12 protein-coding genes are annotated in these 16,459 nt (G+C 74.4%); 1 reads left to right on the forward strand and 11 read right to left on the reverse strand.

What is annotated here, in order from left to right; translation table 11 throughout:
- Positions 1-26 precede the first annotated feature (26 nt).
- The 8 genes from ACZ5Y0_RS09160 to ACZ5Y0_RS09195 form a co-directional block, all read right to left on the reverse strand.
- Positions 27-1,700 carry a protein kinase domain-containing protein gene (locus ACZ5Y0_RS09160; RefSeq protein ID WP_469127970.1) on the reverse strand — a complete coding sequence of 558 codons (1,674 nt, stop codon included), beginning with the start codon at positions 1,698-1,700 and terminating at the stop codon, positions 27-29.
- A 271-nt stretch (positions 1,701-1,971) separates the two neighbouring features.
- A complete protein-coding gene (locus tag ACZ5Y0_RS09165; protein WP_469127971.1) occupies positions 1,972-2,931 on the reverse strand; it encodes a threonine/serine dehydratase in 960 nt (319 codons plus the stop codon).
- 292 nt (positions 2,932-3,223) lie between these two features.
- Positions 3,224-4,285 carry a polyprenyl synthetase family protein gene (locus ACZ5Y0_RS09170; protein ID WP_469128041.1) on the reverse strand — a complete coding sequence of 354 codons (1,062 nt, stop codon included), beginning with the start codon at positions 4,283-4,285 and terminating at the stop codon, positions 3,224-3,226.
- Between the two features lie 5 nt (positions 4,286-4,290).
- On the reverse strand, positions 4,291-5,361 hold the full coding sequence (locus ACZ5Y0_RS09175; RefSeq protein WP_469127972.1) for a tetratricopeptide repeat protein: 1,071 nt from the start codon (positions 5,359-5,361) through the stop codon (positions 4,291-4,293).
- Between the two features lie 446 nt (positions 5,362-5,807).
- A complete protein-coding gene (locus ACZ5Y0_RS09180; RefSeq protein ID WP_469127973.1) occupies positions 5,808-8,786 on the reverse strand; it encodes an ATP-binding protein in 2,979 nt (992 codons plus the stop codon).
- A 73-nt stretch (positions 8,787-8,859) separates the two neighbouring features.
- Positions 8,860-9,213, reverse strand: a complete 354-nt coding sequence (locus tag ACZ5Y0_RS09185) for a UBP-type zinc finger domain-containing protein (RefSeq protein ID WP_469127974.1) — start codon at positions 9,211-9,213, stop codon at positions 8,860-8,862.
- Positions 9,210-10,724: an ATP-binding protein gene (locus ACZ5Y0_RS09190; protein ID WP_469127975.1), complete on the reverse strand. Its 1,515-nt coding sequence runs from the start codon at positions 10,722-10,724 to the stop codon at positions 9,210-9,212. The genes ACZ5Y0_RS09185 and ACZ5Y0_RS09190 overlap by 4 nt, the downstream gene beginning before the upstream one ends.
- Entirely contained in the window at positions 10,721-12,397 is a 1,677-nt protein-coding gene (locus ACZ5Y0_RS09195; protein ID WP_469127976.1) for an NAD(P)/FAD-dependent oxidoreductase, read from the reverse strand. Before ACZ5Y0_RS09195 ends, ACZ5Y0_RS09190 begins: the two co-directional genes overlap by 4 nt.
- 440 nt (positions 12,398-12,837) lie before the next feature.
- Between ACZ5Y0_RS09195 and ACZ5Y0_RS09200 the strand changes: the two genes are divergently transcribed.
- Positions 12,838-13,710, forward strand: coding sequence for a universal stress protein (locus tag ACZ5Y0_RS09200; RefSeq protein WP_469127977.1), 873 nt, complete (start codon positions 12,838-12,840; stop codon positions 13,708-13,710).
- 34 nt (positions 13,711-13,744) lie between these two features.
- Here ACZ5Y0_RS09200 and ACZ5Y0_RS09205 read toward each other — a convergent pair whose 3' ends face one another.
- The 3 genes from ACZ5Y0_RS09205 to ACZ5Y0_RS09215 form a co-directional block, all read right to left on the reverse strand.
- Positions 13,745-14,980 carry a DUF4032 domain-containing protein gene (locus ACZ5Y0_RS09205; RefSeq protein ID WP_469127978.1) on the reverse strand — a complete coding sequence of 412 codons (1,236 nt, stop codon included), beginning with the start codon at positions 14,978-14,980 and terminating at the stop codon, positions 13,745-13,747.
- Between the two features lie 9 nt (positions 14,981-14,989).
- Positions 14,990-15,739, reverse strand: a complete 750-nt coding sequence (locus tag ACZ5Y0_RS09210; RefSeq protein ID WP_469127979.1) for an MBL fold metallo-hydrolase — start codon at positions 15,737-15,739, stop codon at positions 14,990-14,992.
- A gap of 93 nt (positions 15,740-15,832) precedes the next feature.
- Positions 15,833-16,459 carry an alpha-ketoglutarate-dependent dioxygenase AlkB gene (locus ACZ5Y0_RS09215; protein WP_469127980.1) on the reverse strand — a complete coding sequence of 209 codons (627 nt, stop codon included), beginning with the start codon at positions 16,457-16,459 and terminating at the stop codon, positions 15,833-15,835.

The raw sequence follows: 16,459 nt of genomic DNA on the forward strand, positions 1-16,459 counted from the left end.
CACGACGACAGGCCCAGGCCAGGCACCTAATCCGAACCCGGCCGGAAGGTCCGGAGAAAGGCGTTCAGCGCCTGCCTGTTGGCGGGCGTGTCCCAGTCGGCGGCGGGGGTCGTCCAGCGCAGGGAGAAGCCGCGGTGCCCGCCGAGCAGGAAGCCGCGGCCGAAGGTGCGTACCCGGGCGCCGTCGACGTCGGCGAGCCATTCCATGTCGGCCGCCTCGTACCCCTGGTACGTCGTCGCCTCGATCGCTCCGACGCGTTCGAACCCGGCGGCCCGGCGCAGGCCCGGCTCCACGTCGTCGCGCCAGACCGCCACCGGATCCGGTCCGACGCGCTCGCTGTAGGTGACGGCGAGGGTGCGCGCGTCGCCCTCGGTGCCGAAGGTGACCCGATAGGCGAGGTCGCCGGAGCGCGCGGTCCCCAGCCGGGTCCAGCCCTCGGGGAGGGCGACGGAGAAGCCCTCGGCCGCCCGGTACACCCGGAAGCCCGCCGGCAGGCTGCCGGCGGTGGCTGTCGGTGAGGCGGCCGTGGGGCTCGGGGGCGGGGTCGGGCCGGGGGAGGCCGCTGCCGTTGAGGAGGGGGCCGACGGGCTGGGGGCCGGCGGACTGGGGGTCGGCGTCGGAAAGTCGGTGACTTCGCCGGAGCCGTCCTCGCCGGGCGGGGCGCTGGGCGCGGCCGGACCGGACTGCGCGCTGTCCGACGCCGTGTCCTCGGTTCCGGGCAACCGGCCCGTCGCGGCCAGGGCGGCGACCGCCACCGTGACGACGGCCAGCGCGGTCCCGGCCGCCACGGCCCGACCGCTCCACCGCGGACCGGCGAACCCGGCGACGGCGTACGCGCGCCGCAGCCGGGGTGGCGCGGGCACCGCGTGCGTGTCCTCGTCCAGGACGCGGACGAGGCTCTGGCGCGCCACCGGCCGGGTCATCCGCTCCCGCGAGTCCTTGCGCAGCAGCCCCTGCACGGCGGGCCCGAGCGGACCGGCCCGCAGCGGCATGCGCAACGGCAGCCGGTCCACGCCCTTCAGCGTGGCCTCCGGCCGGTCCCGGTCCCGGTACGGCGGCCGGCCCTCGACCATGGTGTAGAGGATCGCCCCCACCGCCCACAGATCGGCCGCCGGACCGATGCGCTCGTCGCGGGCCTGCTCGGGGGAGGCGAACGACGGTGCCGCGAGGCGCGGCGCGAGGGTCGCGCCGGCGAGGCCGAAGCCGGTGACGACGACGGGACCGTGGGCCCGCACGAACACCTGACCGGGGCTCAGCTCCCCGTGGGTGATGCCCTCGCCGTGCGCGGCCTCCACCACGTCGAGCAGCTCCAGTCCGATCCGGGCGGCGCGGGCGCACGGGAACACGCGCCGCTGCTCGATCAGCTGCCCCAGCGGGAGGCCGTCGATCCATTCGGTCACGGCCCACAGGGACCCCGCCTCCGCGAGGGCGTCGAGGACGGTGGCGACCCGGCCGGGGCACAGCCGGGCCATCGTCTCGGACATCCGCATCACGCGCTCGGCGGCTCGGTGCGCGTCGTCCTCGCCGAGGTCCGTCGGCAGCGCGATCCGGGTGATCAGACACGGCCGGGTGCCGGCCGACTCGTCGGCGTACTCCCCGTACCAACTGACGCGGTTCGTCTCGCGGTGGACGACGTCGAGGAGCCGGTAGCGACCGGCGACCAACTCGTGCGTGGAGACGTGCGCCTTGACCATGGTCATCCCTCGCTGAAACCCCGGCTGCTCACCTTTCCCAGTGGTACGGGGATCGAGAGGGTGTGCGTTCAAGAGATCGGCGGATCCGGCGTGATTTCTGTCTTCCATTCAAGAAATGACGCGCGGAACGCCGGTCATATGTGCGAGGAAAGGAAATCACTTCGGGTGGTCCGGGGGTGCAACCAGGGGGTGAAGGTTCTCCGGGCGCCTGTCGAATCACCCTCGACGGCCTTCGGCGCATTCCCGGACGACGGCCGTCGAGGGCGTTTTCGACGTCTCAGCGCAGACCGAAACGCTCGACCCAGGAAGCCATGTCAGCGGCCGACGCGTTGCCACCGCAGACCACCAGTCCCAGCCGGGCGTCGGGGCCCACCCGCTCCACGACCCGCCGGGCGGCCGGCACCAGACACCCGGCGGCCGGTTCGGTCCACACCTTGCCGTGCTCGGCCAGCTCCAGGCAGCCCCGTACGGCCTCCCGGTCGGGGACCACGAGGACCTCGCGCACCAGCGCCGACACATGCTCGTACGTCAGCGGCGCGACGGCCGGCGCGCTCAGCGTGGTGGAGATCGACGACACCTCCACCGGTACCGGACCGCCCGCCTTCAGCGCCTCCGCCATCGCCTCCGCGCCCTCGGTCTCCACGCCCCAGATCCGCACCCGCGGCCGCAGCGCCCGCAGGGCCGCGGCGACACCCGAGATCAGCCCGCCGCCTCCGACGCTGACCAGGACGTCCGTCAGGTCGTCGGCGTCCCGCGCCAACTCCAGGCCGACCGTGCCCTGCCCGGCGACCACGACCGGATCGTCGAACGGGTGGACGAGGGTCAGTCCCTCGTCCCGCAGGTCGTTCACGAGCGAGAAGGCGCTGCCCATCCCGTCCGTCAGCCGTACCGACGCGCCCGCCTCCTCGACGATCTCGACGGCCCGGGCGGGCGCCGAACGCGGCATGACGACCGTGGCCTTCACATCGAGGGCCGCGGCCATGACCGCCACCGCGATCCCGTGGTTGCCGCCGCTCACCGCGACCACCCCGGCCGCCCGCTCCGCCTCGCCGAGGGAGAGCAGTTTCGCCGTGGCCCCGCGCGCCTTGAAGGAGCCGGTGCGCTGGAGCAGCTCCAGCTTGACGGTGACGGGGACGCCGAGCAGCCCGGAGAGTCCGGGGCTCGGGAGGGTCGGGGTGCGGACGACGTGCCCGGCGATACGTTCCGCCGCGGCTTCGATGTCCGTGATGCCGATCAAGACGACCACCTTTCCCGCGCGCTGTGCCGCGCGCTCCCCGCACCCTGCCGCGCGGCGGTGGACCAGGTCAACCGGGGCCGGACGCTGGTGGGACGGCGCGGCGCACCGGATGGTCGGACGTCGCGTCGCACCAGGTGTCAAAGCGCGGCCCCGGCGTCGGAAATCGCGTCGCACGAGGTGTCGGAGCGCGACCCCGGCGTCGGAAATCGCGTCGCACGAGGTGTCGGAGTGCGACCCGGCGAGTGTCGGATTGCGACGCCGGGACGGTCGCAGGTCGCCTGCCACCAGGTGGTCACAGATCGCGTCGCACCAGGAAGTCGAGCAGTGACCGCAGGTCCTCCGCGGCCCGCCTCCGCAGCGGCGCCCCGGCGAGCGCCGACTCCACGGCGGACACCTGCCGGCGCGCCTCGGCGAGCGCCGCCGCCCGCCCCCCGGCCTCCTCGGCCAGTCCGGCCGCCTCGAGCGGGTCGCCCCCCGCCTCCAGCAGTCGGGCGAGGCGTCGGGCCGCCGGTGCGGGGGACTCCAGGGCGGCCAGCACCGGGAACGTCTTCCTGCGTTCGCGCAGGTCGGCGTGGACGGGCTTGCCGGTCACGTCCGGGTCGCCCCAGATCCCCAGCAGGTCGTCGACCACCTGGAAAGCGATCCCGAGATGCCGCCCGGCCCGGTCCAGTGCCGTGACGGTCTCCTCGGGCGCCCCGCCGAGCAGGGCGCCCAACGCGGCCGAGCAGCCCAGCAGCGCGCCGGTCTTGCCCTCGGCCATCGCCCGGTACGCGTCCGGCCGCACCCGATCGGGCCCCGACCACGGTCGCGCGGCGAACAGCAGGTCGTCGGCCTGCCCGTGCACCAGTTCGGCGAGCGCTCCGGACAGCAGCCGTACGCCGCCGGCGCCACCGGGGGCCGCGGCGAGCGTCTCGACGGCCAGCGCGAACAGGGCGTCACCGGCGAGGACCGCGGGTCCCGTGCCGTACGCCTTCCAGACAGTGGGGCGGCGCCTTCGCGTGGGGTCTCCGTCCATGATGTCGTCGTGCAACAGGGAGAAGGTGTGCACGAGTTCGACCGATACGGCCGCGGCGACCCCGGCGCGTGCGGGCGCCCCCGCGGCCTGTGCGCCGAGCACGGCGAGGGCCTGCCGCAGCCCCTTCCCGCCCGACGCGGTGGCGGGCGCCCCGCCCACCTCGCACCAGCCGAGGGAGTACGCGGCCATCTCGCCCACCCACGGATGGAGCCGGCCGACCGCCTCGGCCAGCGCGGGTCGCACCAGTGCGCGGCAGCGGTCGAGGACGGCGGGAACGCGGGCGGCAGGCAGTGGGGCGGCCGTCGCCGAGGCCGCCGTCGCGCCGCATGCCGTGGACAGCGCCGTCACCGTACGGCCCGCGCGCTCGCGTCGCCCGGACGGGCCGGGTCCGTCCCGATGCCGAGTTCTTCCTCGGCCCGCGCCACCATCTCCCGCGCGTGCCGCAACCCGATCCGCTCCAACTCGGCTGCCAATGCGGCGAGTTCGGCGGCCGTCTCGGAACGGTCGCGGCCCAGGCGGGCCAGCGACTTGGCCAGTCCGAGCCGGGCGAGGGCCGTCCCGCGCGGCTCGCTCATCGCACCGAACTCCGCGAGGGCCTGCTCGTAGAGGTCCCGGGCCTCGGCGTAACGGGCGGCGCGGTAGAGGACGTTGCCGCGCATCTTGTGGTTGTAGGCCAGTGCGCTGGTGAGGTTCATCGCACGGCAGGTCGTCTCCGCCTCGGACAGCAGGGCGAGGGCGCGCTCGGTGTCGCCGTCCCGCACGGAGGCGATGTCCGCCAGGCCGCGCAGCGCCCAGGCGTGTCCCCGCCGGTCGTCGGCGCGCGCGGAGATCTCGGCCGCCTCCTGGAAAAGGGTGTGAGCGGTGTCGAGATCCCCGGAGTTGCGGTGCATCTGCGCGATGCCCTCCAGCGCCCACACCGTGTGCCGTGCCTCGCCGCGCCTGCGGGCCTCGGCCAGCAGTTGCTCGTGCAGCCTGCCGACAGCCTCGTAGTCCCCCTGGATGCGGCCGGTCTCCGCGAGCCCGGCCAGCGAGTAGCCGCGGACGACGACGTCGCCGCCGCGCTCCCCGAGATCGGCCGCCACCCCCAGCAGCCGTCGGGCCAGGGGGAAGGCCCCCCGCTGCCGGGCCAGGGTGCCGCCGCTCCACAGGGCCCACGCCATCGCCGCCACGTCGCCCGCGTCCCGGGCCGCGCGGTAGCTCGCCTTCCAGGCCCGGTCCGCCTCCCGTACCTGGCCCAGCCGACGGTGCGCCTCGGCGACCGCGAGTCCGGAGCGGGCCGCCTCGGCGTGCTCTCCGGCCCGTTCGGCCGCCTCCAACTGCTCGGTGCCGGCTGTCAGCACGTCGACCAGGGAGGAATTCACGGACAGGGTGGTGAGGGCGCCCTGGTACTCCGGGGCGAAAGCCTTGCCGTACATCGATTCCTTTCCGCCATCAGGTATGCGCTGTGTGTATACCTGATGTGTATAGTGCGCCGGAATTTCGCCCCGGCCGAGAGAACCGGCCGGGGCGGGCGTCACCGTTTCCCGTGTGTTGCTGCCGGTCAAGACGTGCGTACGGCGGACGGGGTTGCCTGTGAGGCGCAGATCACTCGCCGGGGCCGCCGGAGCCCATCAGGCTTCCGCCGGAGCGGAGTTGGGCCCCGCACATGTCGGCCGGTGCATGTCGGACGCACCGCCGCACGCGGCTCCGTGGACCGCGCCGCCCGGAGCGGCCGGGGCACCTTCCGGCGACGCCGCCGCGTCCCCGGAAACCCGCCCACATCCTGCCGTCCCGACATCCCGGGCGCCGGCCCTCACCGGGTTGGGCCGGGAGACGCGCGGCGAGGGAGAGGGGCTGCCGGTCACGCCCCGCCACGCCGTACTCAGCCCGAGGCCCCCGCACCGGTCTCCGGTTCCGGCCCCAACAGCCCCTCCCGGTGGGCGATCGCCGCCGCCTCCGTGCGGCCGGCCGCGCCCAGCTTGGCCAGGATGTTGGAGACATGGACGCTGGCCGTCTTGCCGCTGATGAAGAGTTCCTCGCCGATCTGCCGGTTGGTGCGGCCCAGCGCGAGCAGCCGCAGGACGTCCCGTTCCCGGGCGGTGAGGACGGCCGGTCCCACCCTGCCGGGCGGGGCCGGCGCGAGTCGGCCCCGCCGGACGAGGGAGTCCACCCGCTCCAGCAGCGGCGCCGCCCGCAGCCGTACGGCCGTCTCCCGGGCGGCGCGGGCCTCGCCGGCCGCCTCCTCGCGCCGGCCGGCGGCCAGCAGGGCCTCCGCCCACCGCAGTCGGCAGCGCGCCCGCTCGTAGACATCGCCGAACTCGAACGCGGCCACCGCCCGTTCCCAGGCCGCCGCGTCCGGTTCACCGGCCGCTCGTGCCCGCTCGGCCTCGGCGCGGGCCAGCCAGGCCTGCCCCTCCAGACCCTGCGGCACCCCGGCCTGGCCACACCGCGCCACCGCCCGGGCCAGGTCCACGAGTTCGGCCGCGACCGCGGTCCAGCGGGCGGCCGTCGCCTCGTCGCCGCGGGTGCGGGCCGAGGCGGCGGTGTCGGCGACCGGCGGCAGAGCGAGCGCGACGAGCCGGACCGTGACGTCGGGGCGGCTGCCCGCCTCGTCGGTGAGCGCCTCCAGGGAGGCGCGCAGCTGCGCCACGGCCGCCTCGGCGTCGCCCCGCAGGGCCGCCGCGTCGGTGAGGACGACGGCCGCCACCAGTGTCGCCATCCAGTCGGGGGCGCCCTTCGCCGTCAGGGCCCGTGCCCGCTCGACAGCGCCGTGCTCACCGCGGGCCAGGGCGACGTACAGCGCGGGCCCTGCCGCGTACCCGCCCGTCGAGGGCAGGAGGGCCAAGTCGGCCGCCGCCGTCCGCACGCACTCGTCCCAGCGGCCGAGGGTGTGGAGCAGCAGCAGTTGCAGATAGCGCATCTCCAGCGGATACGGCGAGGAGAGCAGGCCCGCCCGGCGGGCCCGGTCCAGGCCGTCGGCCAGCCAGGGCAGGCACTCCTCGAACTCCCCGGCCTCGTAGCAGCCGATGGCCAGGTTGAACAGGGCCCGCATCTCCACCGGAGCGCTGCCGGCCCGCCGGGCCAGCTCGCGGGCCTCGCGCAGGCGCTCGCGGCCCTCGGGGGAACGCCGGCCGTGGCCCTCCAGGACGGCCAGCGAGATCAGCAGGTCGGCCTGTGCGTCGGTCACCTTCAGCTGCCGCGCGACGCCCAGCGCCTGGCGGGCCACCCGCAACGCGGTCCCGTTGTCCCCGACCTGGCGAGCCGTCAGGACATGGGTGGCCGCGGCCCACACCCACGTCGCGGACGGCGGCTCGGCGGGGATCATCGCCAGGGCCTCGCTGCTGTAGCGGAAGGCGGCCGTGAGGCTGTCGACGCCGAGGAGCGTGCCGGCCAGCGTGTACCGCACACGCGCGGCCAGTTCGGAGTCGGCGTCCTGGCCGACCCCGGCGAGCGCGGCGCGTGTCAGGGAGACCGCGCGGTGCCCCTGTCCGGCGTGCGCGGCAGCCGCCGAGGCGCGCAGCATGAGCGTGACCCGGTCGGTGCCCTCGCCCGGCGGCCGGGCGGAGGCGTCCACCGCGGGCCACAGGTCGAGCGCGGTCTCCAGGTGGCGCAGCTCCTCGGCGGGCGCGCCCACCCGCTGGGCGTGGTCGGCGGCCTCCAGCGAGGCGGCGAGCGCCTCCGGAAGGTCATGGCTCTCGCGGTAGTGGTGGGCCCGTTCGGCGGCGGTCTCGGCGCGCCGCCCGCGGGCGGCGAGCAGCCGGGCGAACGCGCCGTGCAGCCGCGCCCGTTCCCCTGGCAGGAGGTCGGCGTACACCGCCTCACGCGCGAGCGCGTGCCGGAAGGCGTAGGTGTCGCCCGCGCCCGCGACGAGGAGTTGCCGGCCGACGGCCTCGCGCAGCGCCGACTCCAGCTCGTCCTCGGGCAGCGCGACCGCGTCCCGCAGCAGGCCGTGATCCACCCGCCGCCCTGCCACGGCCGCCGTCCGCAGCACGAGTTGGGCGGTCTCGGAGAGCTGCTCCACGCGGATCAGCAGCAGGTCGGCCAGCCCGCTCGGCATCCCGCCCGCCTCGCTGTCCGTCGCGGCGAGCAGCTCCTCCGCGTAGAACGCGTTGCCCTCGGCGCGCTCCACGATGCGGCGCACCGTGGCGTCCGGCAGCGGACGGTCCTCCAGGGCCCGCACCAGCCGGGTCACCTCGGCGTCCGCCAGGGGCCGCAGTTCGAGCCGCTCCACACCCGGCAGCCGCACCAGCTCGGCCAGCAGCGGCCGCAGCGGATGTCTGCGGTGCAGGTCGTCCGCGCGGTAGGAGGCCAGGACCGCGAGGCGGTGGGCGGGCGCACCGCCCGCGGGCCGCTGGAGGACACCCCGGCTCAGCAGGAACCGCAGCAGGTCCCGCGAGGACTCGTCCGCCCAGTGCAGGTCCTCCAGCACGATCAGCAGCGGGGTGACCTCCGCGAGGTCGGCGAGCAGGCCCGCCATCCCCTCGAACAGCCGCAGCCGCCCGTCCGGGTCCCGTACGGCGTCGTCCGGCCCGCCGCCGAGCAGCCGGTCGACGACGGGGTGCGCGGCGAGAACGGCCGCGAAGCGTTCGTCCCCGGCGAGCGGGCCGAGGATCTCGGTGAACGGAAGGTAGGGCAGGCCCACGTCGCCGAGGTCGACGCAGTGTCCGGTCAGCACGGTCGTGCCGGTGCGCGCGGCCCTCGCCGCGATCTCGTCCAGCACCCGTGTCTTGCCGACGCCGGCGTCCCCGGCGAGCAGCACCGCCCGAGCCTCCCCGGCGCGGGCGCGCTCCAGCACGTCGGAGAGCCGGGCGACTTCCTCGTCCCGGCCGATGAACGGGGTGGCGAACGTTGCGGGTGGCACGGCTCCATCCTGGCACGCGACACCGACGACCCCGCCCGCGAGCGGCGGAGGCCCGTTTCGGGACCTCGGCGGCTCAGCGGTTCAGCAACCGGGTCCAGTCCTCCGGGACCTGTTCCGCGGGGCCGGGCGTGGGCTGGTCCAGGGGGTGGCCGGACGGCGGCGCCAGTTCCGGGCCGGATTCGTACAGCTCGTCACTGTCGTAGTCCCAGAACCAGTCCTCGCCCGGCTCGAAGCTCTGCACCAGGGGATGACCGGTGGACTTCCAGTGCGCGGAGGCGTGCTGGGCGGGGGAGGAGTCGCAGCAGCCGATGTGGCCGCACTGGGCGCAGCGCCGCAGATGGAACCACCAGCCGCCCGTCGCGTCGCACTCGGCGCAGCCGGCGCCGCTGGGCGGGACGCTCGGGTCGATGGCGTGGGCGTCGGTCATACGGACTCCTCGGCGGTGTCGGGGTCGGTGGCGGTGCCCGAAGCGCTCTCCGGGCCGGCATCGGTGTCGGAGGGCGCGGCCTCCCGCGCGGTCAGCGGCAGCAGCACCTGGAAGCGGGTGTCGCCCGGCGCGGACTCGAGCTGGAGGCTGCCGTGGTGCTTGTTCACGACGATCCGCCAGGAGATGTCCAGGCCGAGGCCGGTGCCCTCGCCGACCGGCTTGGTGGTGAAGAAGGGGTCGAAGATCCGGCTGCGGATGTCCGCCGGGACGCCGGGTCCGGTGTCGCCGAACTCCACCAGCAGCCGGTCGCCCTCACGGGCGGTCCGCACGGTCAGCGTGCCTTCCCCGCCGGCGCTGTTGATGGCGAACACCGCGTTGTCGACGAGGTTCGTCCACACCTGGTTCAGCTCCGCCGGGTACGCGGGGACGTCCGGTAGGGAGCGGTCGTACTCCTTGACGACCTTGATGCGCTGCCCGATCTTCCCGGACAGCATCAGCAGGGTGCTGTCGAGGAGTTCGTGGACGTCGACGACGCGGTAGGGCGCCCGGTCGAGCTGGGAGTACTGCTTGGCCGCGTCGACGAGGTGGGAGATCCGGTTGGTGGAGTCGCCGATCTCGTCCATCAACAGTTCGGTCTCGACCGTGTAGTTGAGCCAGCCGATCGCGTTGGGCAGGATGTCGGCCTGCACGGCCGCGGCGACCTGCTCCAGCCAGTCCACGTCGAGCCCGGCCTGCACGAACGTCGGCGCGATCCGCCAGCCCTGCGGGATGTCGTGGTCGTCGAGCCAGTCGGTCAGCTCGTCCTCCCGGTCGGAGGCCTCCAGGGGGCTCAGCACCGGTGCCTTGGCGACCCGTTCGGCGGTGCGGTCCTGGATGTCGATCAGTCCGGCGAGCACCTCGCGGGAGTAGGCGCCCTGCGAGATGACGGCGAGCTTGTGCCGCATCTTCGCCACACGTTCCCGCAGCGTCGCCGTGGCTCGTACGGCCGCGGCGGCGGGGTTGTTCAGCTCGTGCGTGAGCCCGGCCGACAAGGAGCCGAGCGCCAGCAGCCGTTCACGCTGCCCGACGGCCCGCTGGGTGTTCTTCGAGCCGAAGAACAGCCCCTCCAGCAGATGCGCCGCCATCGGGAACCACTCCCGCATGATGTCCGAGAAGGACTCCGCGGGCAGCACGAAGAAGCGGGTCGGCTCGGTCACCCGCATCGAGTTGTTGTAGACCTGCGGCACCCGGTCCCCGAGGTAGGCCTGCATCGCGCCCGCGTACACGCCGCGCTGCGAGGTGCGGCTGACCTCGACGTCGTCACCGCCGACCCGGCGGTACAGCACCACGGTGCCCTCGAGCATCACGTAGAAGCAGGTCGCGGGGTCGCCCTCGGTGTACACCGGGCCGGGCTCGAAGCGCTCCACCCGCCCCTCGGCGCACAGCCGCCCCAGCTGTTCGGCGGAGAGCTTCTCGAACAGGAACAGCGTGCTGATGTCGGCCGGGTCGCAGGGCATCGGCCGCCCGCTCATGACTGCTCCAGATAACGGTGGACGAGCATGACGGCCATGGCTCCCTCTCCGACGGCGGACGCGACGCGCTTGGCGGACTCGGCGCGCGCGTCGCCCGCCACGAACACGCCGGGGACGTTGGTCTCCAGGTGGTACGGCGGCCGGTCCAGCTCCCATTCCGCCGGCGGCCGTCCGTCCGCGGTGAGGTCCGGCCCGGCCAGGATGAACCCGCGCTCGTCGCGCAGCACCGTGCCGTCCAGCCAGTCGGTCAGCGGGGCCGCGCCGATGAACACGAACATCCACTGCGCGTCGACGAGTTCGCTGGCCCCGGTCTCCACGTCCCGCAGCGTCAGCTGCTCCAGGTGGTCCTCACCGTGCGCGGCCTCCACGACGGTTCGGGTCCGCACGGAGATGTTCGGCGCCTCCTCGATCTGCTGGATCAGGTAGTACGACATCGACGCCGCCAGGGACTCCCCGCGCACCAGCAGCGTCACCGACTTGGCGCCCCGTGCCAGGTACATGGCCGCCTGGCCCGCGGAGTTGGCGCCGCCCACGATGTACACGTCCTGCCCCTGGCAGGAGGCCGCCTCGGTGAGCGCCGAGCCGTAGTACACACCGCAGCCACTGAGGTCGTCGCAGCCCGGCGCCAGGAGCTGCCGGTACGACACGCCGGTCGCCAGGATCACGCTGTGCGCGGCGACCGCCGACCCGTCGGAGAACCGGACGACGCGGGCGGCGCCGTTGACCTCCAGTCCCGTCACCTCACGGGCGGTGAGGACCTCGGCGCCGAACTTGGCGGCCTGGCGGCGGGCCCGGTCGGTGAGCTGCGCGCCGGACACGCCGTCCGGGAAGCCGAGGTAGTTCTCGATGCGGGAACTCTGCCCGGCCTGCCCGCCGGTCGCCGACCGCTCCACCAGCACCGTCCGCAGCCCCTCGGAGGCGCCGTAGACCGCCGCGCCGAGCCCGGCCGGGCCACCGCCGATCACCACGAGGTCGTAGAACTCGGACTCCGGAGTCGTCGCCAGACCGACGTGGGAGGCCAGCTCGGTGGCGTCCGGCTCGATCAGCGGGGTGCCCTCGGGGGTGATCACCAGTGGCAGCCGCTGCCCGTCGGCGTCGGCCGCGGCGAGCAGCCGCTGCCCCTCGGGCTCGTCGGAGGAGTACCAGCGGTAGGGCACCTGGTTGCGGGCCAGGAACTCACGCACGTCCGAGGAGCGCGCCGACCAGCGGTGCCCGACGACCTTGGTGGCCGGCACGGGCCGGTGGTCGCTCGCGCGCCAGGCGGCGAGCAGGTCGTCCAGGACCGGGTAGAGCTTCTCCTCCGGCGGGTCCCACGGCTTGAGCAGGTAGTGGTCGAGGTCGACGACGTTGATCGCGTCGATCGCCGCGTTGGTGTCGGCGTACGCGGTCAGCAGCACGCGGCGCGCGCCCGGATACACGTCCAGGGCCTGTTCGAGGAACTCGATGCCGTTCATCTGCGGCATGCGGTAGTCGGCCAGGATCACGGCCACCAGGTCGCCCCGCAGTTTCAGCTCGCGCAGCGCCTCCAGCGCGGACTGACCGGACTCGGCGCGCACGATCCGGTACGCGGCGCCGTAGCGGCGCCGCAGATCGCGGGCGACGGCACGGGAGACCCCCGGGTCGTCGTCCACGGTCAGGATGACGGTCCGCGCGGTCTCGGCGGCCTGTGCCATACGTCTCCCACCCCGGATGTTCCGGACTCGCGGCACGGCGGGCCCCGCGCCGGTTTCCGCCCATCGTATGTTCGATAGTCCGCGTCCGCCCCGGGACCGGGCGGGGCGTGCGCTCTCGGTGCACGACGGGGCACCGTCGGTGGAGGGCCGGGGGCCCGAGGACCACGAATTCCGCGTGTGCCCGCCGACCGCGGGACGGAGGCCCCTCCCCGCAGCCACGGTCCGTCGCCCTCCCCCTGTCGTCGGTGGCCCACCCGGCGACAGGACGGTCTGCCTCCGCGCGGTGGTCCTCGTCACCGACGTCCAGGTGGAGACGGATCCTGACCGTCCTGGCCGCCGGGCACGTGCCCGGCGGCCAGGACGGGCCGGCCTCCGAGCGAGGAAAGCCGATGGGGAAGACTGTTCCCGACGGATGAAGTGCGATGCGGGGAGGCGGCGGGATGACGGGCCCGATCACGGCGGGGGTCGACGGAACGGAAGAGAGCCTGGCTGCACTGGCCTGGGCGGCCAGGGAGGCCGTACGGCGGGAGCTCGCGCTGCGGGTGGTGCACGCCTGGCGATTCCAGCGGGACGCGGCGGCCGAGGTGGCGGACCGGGACGCCCAGGCGGAGTGGGTGCGGGCAGCCGTCCGGGAGGCCGTCGACGAGGTCTCGGGACGGCACCCAGGGCTGCGGGTGACCTCCGACGTCCTGGAGGGCGACGCGGCGGACACGCTGGTCGCCGCCGCGGCGGAGGCGGAGATGCTGGTGCTGGGCTCGCGCGGGCACGGGGCGGTCGTCGGGTTCCTGCTCGGTTCGGTCGGCCAGCAGGTGATCGCCGACACCCGCCGCCCGGTCGTGCTGGTGCGGGCCGGCGACAGGCCCGCCGCCGAGGTGGCCGGGCACGAGATCGTCGTGGGGCAGCACGGTTCGGCCGAGGACAGCGCGCCCGCGCTGCGGTTCGCCTTCGAGACGGCCGCCGCCCGCGGTGCCTCGGTCCGCGCCGTGCGGGCCTGGACGCTGCCCCCGGTGTTCTCCTACAGCCCCGCCTCGCTCAAGCTGCTGGACGACGCGGGTGGCCTGGAGCCGTACGAGAAGAAGGCGCTGGCCGAAGCCCTCGCGCCGTGGCGTGAGCGGTTCCCCGAGGTGCCGGTGGTGGAGCACGTGGAGATCGGCAGCGCGGGGCAGGTGCTGCTGTCGGTGTCCGGGCGGGCCCAGTTGGTGGTCGTGGGCCGGCGGGCCCGCCGTACCGCGGTCGGCGCCCGGATCGGCTCGGTGGCGCACGGCGTGCTGCACCACGCCGACTGCCCGGTCGCGGTGGTCCCGCACGAGTGACCCGCTCGCGGGTCCGACGCGGCAGGCGTCCGGCTCACTGCGGTGTCGTCGGCTCCAGGGTCTCCCGCGCGCGGGGCAGGACCCTGGCGATGTAGTCCTGGACGGCCGTGTCGAGCCCGATGTCGTGCTGGGCGCGCTCCGACAGGTACCAGCGGTGTTCGAGGAGTTCGTGGTAGATCTCCGCCGGGTCCATGGAGCCGCGCAGTTCGACCGGAACCGCCCGGACGGTGGGCCGGAACACGTCGCGCACCCAGCGGTGCGCCAGCACCTCGGGGCGGGCGGCGAGGGGGTCGCCCGGGGCGTAGTCGTCCTGGGTGGCCATCCAGCTCTCCAGGTCGTTGAGCAGCCGTCTGGCCTGGTTCTCCTCGGTGTCCAGTCCGGTCAGCCGCAGCAACTGCCGCTGGTGGTGGCCCGCGTCGACGACCTTCGGCACGAAGGTGACCGTGTCGCCGTTGGAGGAGTGCTCGATCTGCATCTCCGCCACGTCGAAACCCAGCTCGTTGAGCCGGCGGATCCGGCGCTCGATGTAGTGGTACTTGCCCGCCGGGTAGACGGAGGTGCGGGTCAGCTCCTCCCACAGGCCCAGGTAGCGGGCGCAGATCTCCCTGCCGAAGCCGACCGGATCCACCGAGGGGTGCAGGGCGCCCGAGGCCTCCAGGTCGAGGAGTTCGCCGCTGATGTTCACGCGGGCCAGGTCGAGGTCGTAGTCCCGCTGCCCGGGGCTCAACTGCGGATGCAGGTCACCGGTCTCGGCGTCGACGAGATACGCGGCGTAGGCGCCCGCGTCGCGCCGGAACAGCGTGTTGGACAGCGAGCAGTCGCCCCACGCGAACCCCGCCAGGTGCAGCCGCACCAGCAGCACCGCCAGGGCGTCCATGAGACGGTGCATGGTCGCCGGGCGCATGGTCGTCTCGAACATCGACCGGTACGGCATCGACCCGCCCAGATGCCGGGTGACCAGCACCGACTCCAGCGGATCGCCCTCCGAGTCGGTGCGCCCGGTGACCACGGCCAGCGGGTCGACGGCCGGGATGCCCAGCCGGTCCAGGTCGCGCAGCAGCTCGTACTCGCGCAGCGCCGGGCGCTCGGCCAGTTCCTTGACGGCGATCACCTCGTCGCCGGCGCGGGCGTAGCGCACCACGTGCCGGGAGATGCCGCGCGGCAGCGGTACGAGGACGTCCTCGGGCCACTCCTCCAGCGGGATCTGCCAGGGCAGTTCCAGCAGGAGGGCCGGGTGCTCCGGGTTCGTGGCACTGATCTGCAAAGCCATGGCCCGACCTTAGACGGCGCGTTCCCTGGCCCGCTGTGCGGCCTCCCGGACGGACCCCCGGTGCACGGGGCCGTGGCCGGGCAGCAGGGTGTCGGCGGCGAGGGACTCGATCACGTCCAGCGAGGCCAGCGCGCGGGCCCGCTCGTGGTGGAACATGTCGGGCAGCAACTGCGGCCCCCGGACCCGTGAGGTGGCGTGGCCGCTGACCAGCGCGTCACCGGAGACGAGTATCCCGGCCTCGGGCAGGTGGAAGACCGTGTGGCCGTCCGTGTGACCGGGGGTGTGCACGGGGACGGGCCGGCCCGGCAGGTCCAGGGCGCCGGTGGCGGCCGGGAACGGCTCCGGCGCGGTGACCGGGTGCTGTTCCGTGCCGCCGGAGCGCAGTGCGTGCACCATCCAGGGCAGCACACCGGGCCGCCAGGCGTTGCGCAGTACCGTGCCGACGCTCACCTGCTGGAGGAAGTCCCGCCTCGCGTGCGGGACTTCGGCCGGATGCAGCTGGACCGGGGTGCCGTACTCGGTGCGCAGGTGCTCGGCGGACCCGAGGTGGTCGTTGTGCGCGTGGGTGATGAGGACGGCGGTGACCGCCGCCGGCGAACCGCCCACGGCTGCAAGGGATTCGAGCAGCCCCTGCCGGTCCGCCGGGTAGCCGGTGTCGATCAGGGTGAGGGCGTCGCCCTCGGTGAGGATCACCCAGTTGGTGTTGCTGCCGTGCACCAGGTAGGTGCCGTCCGCGACCTGTCGTACGTCTGCCCGCATGATCGTCCCGTGGGGTGAGGTCCGTGCTCGACGGGGGACAGCAAAGCAGACCACCGGGGACGCGCGGACGCCGGGGCGGGTCCCGGCCGCCTTCTACTGCACGCCGCGCGGCCGGAACTGGACGCTGACGCGCGGACCCGCGGCCCGCGCCGACTTGGGCACGCAATGCTCCCAGGTCCGCTGGCAGGAGCCGCCCATGACGATCAGGTCGCCGTGGCCCAGCGGCCGCCGTACGGTGTCGCCGCCGCGCACCGGACGCAGCAGCAGGTCGCGGGGCGCGCCCACGGAGAGGATGGCCACCATCGTGTCCTCGCGGGCGCCCCGGCCGATCCGGTCACCGTGCCAGGCGACGCTGTCGCGTCCGTCGCGGTAGTAGCACAGCCCCGCGGTCACGAAGGGCTCGCCCAGTTCGTCCGCGTAGTGCGCGCTGAGGGCCGCGCGGGCCTCGTCCAGGACGGGGTGCGGCAACCGCCGGTCCTCTCCGTAGAACGCGAGCAGCCGCGGCACGTCGACGATCTGGTCGTACATCTGGCGGCGCTCGGCACGCCACGGGACCTCCGCCGCCAGTCGTTCGAACAGCTGGTCCGCGCCGGACAGCCAGCCCGGCAGCACGTCGATCCAGGCGCCGGAGCCGAGCGCGGTGCGGCGGATCCCGGCGAGCGGACCGAGGCGCAGCTCGTCGGTCTGGTCGAAGAGGGAGCCCTGGAGGTGCCTGGTCAT

The organism is Streptomyces sp. NPDC033216 (genome assembly GCF_055577115.1).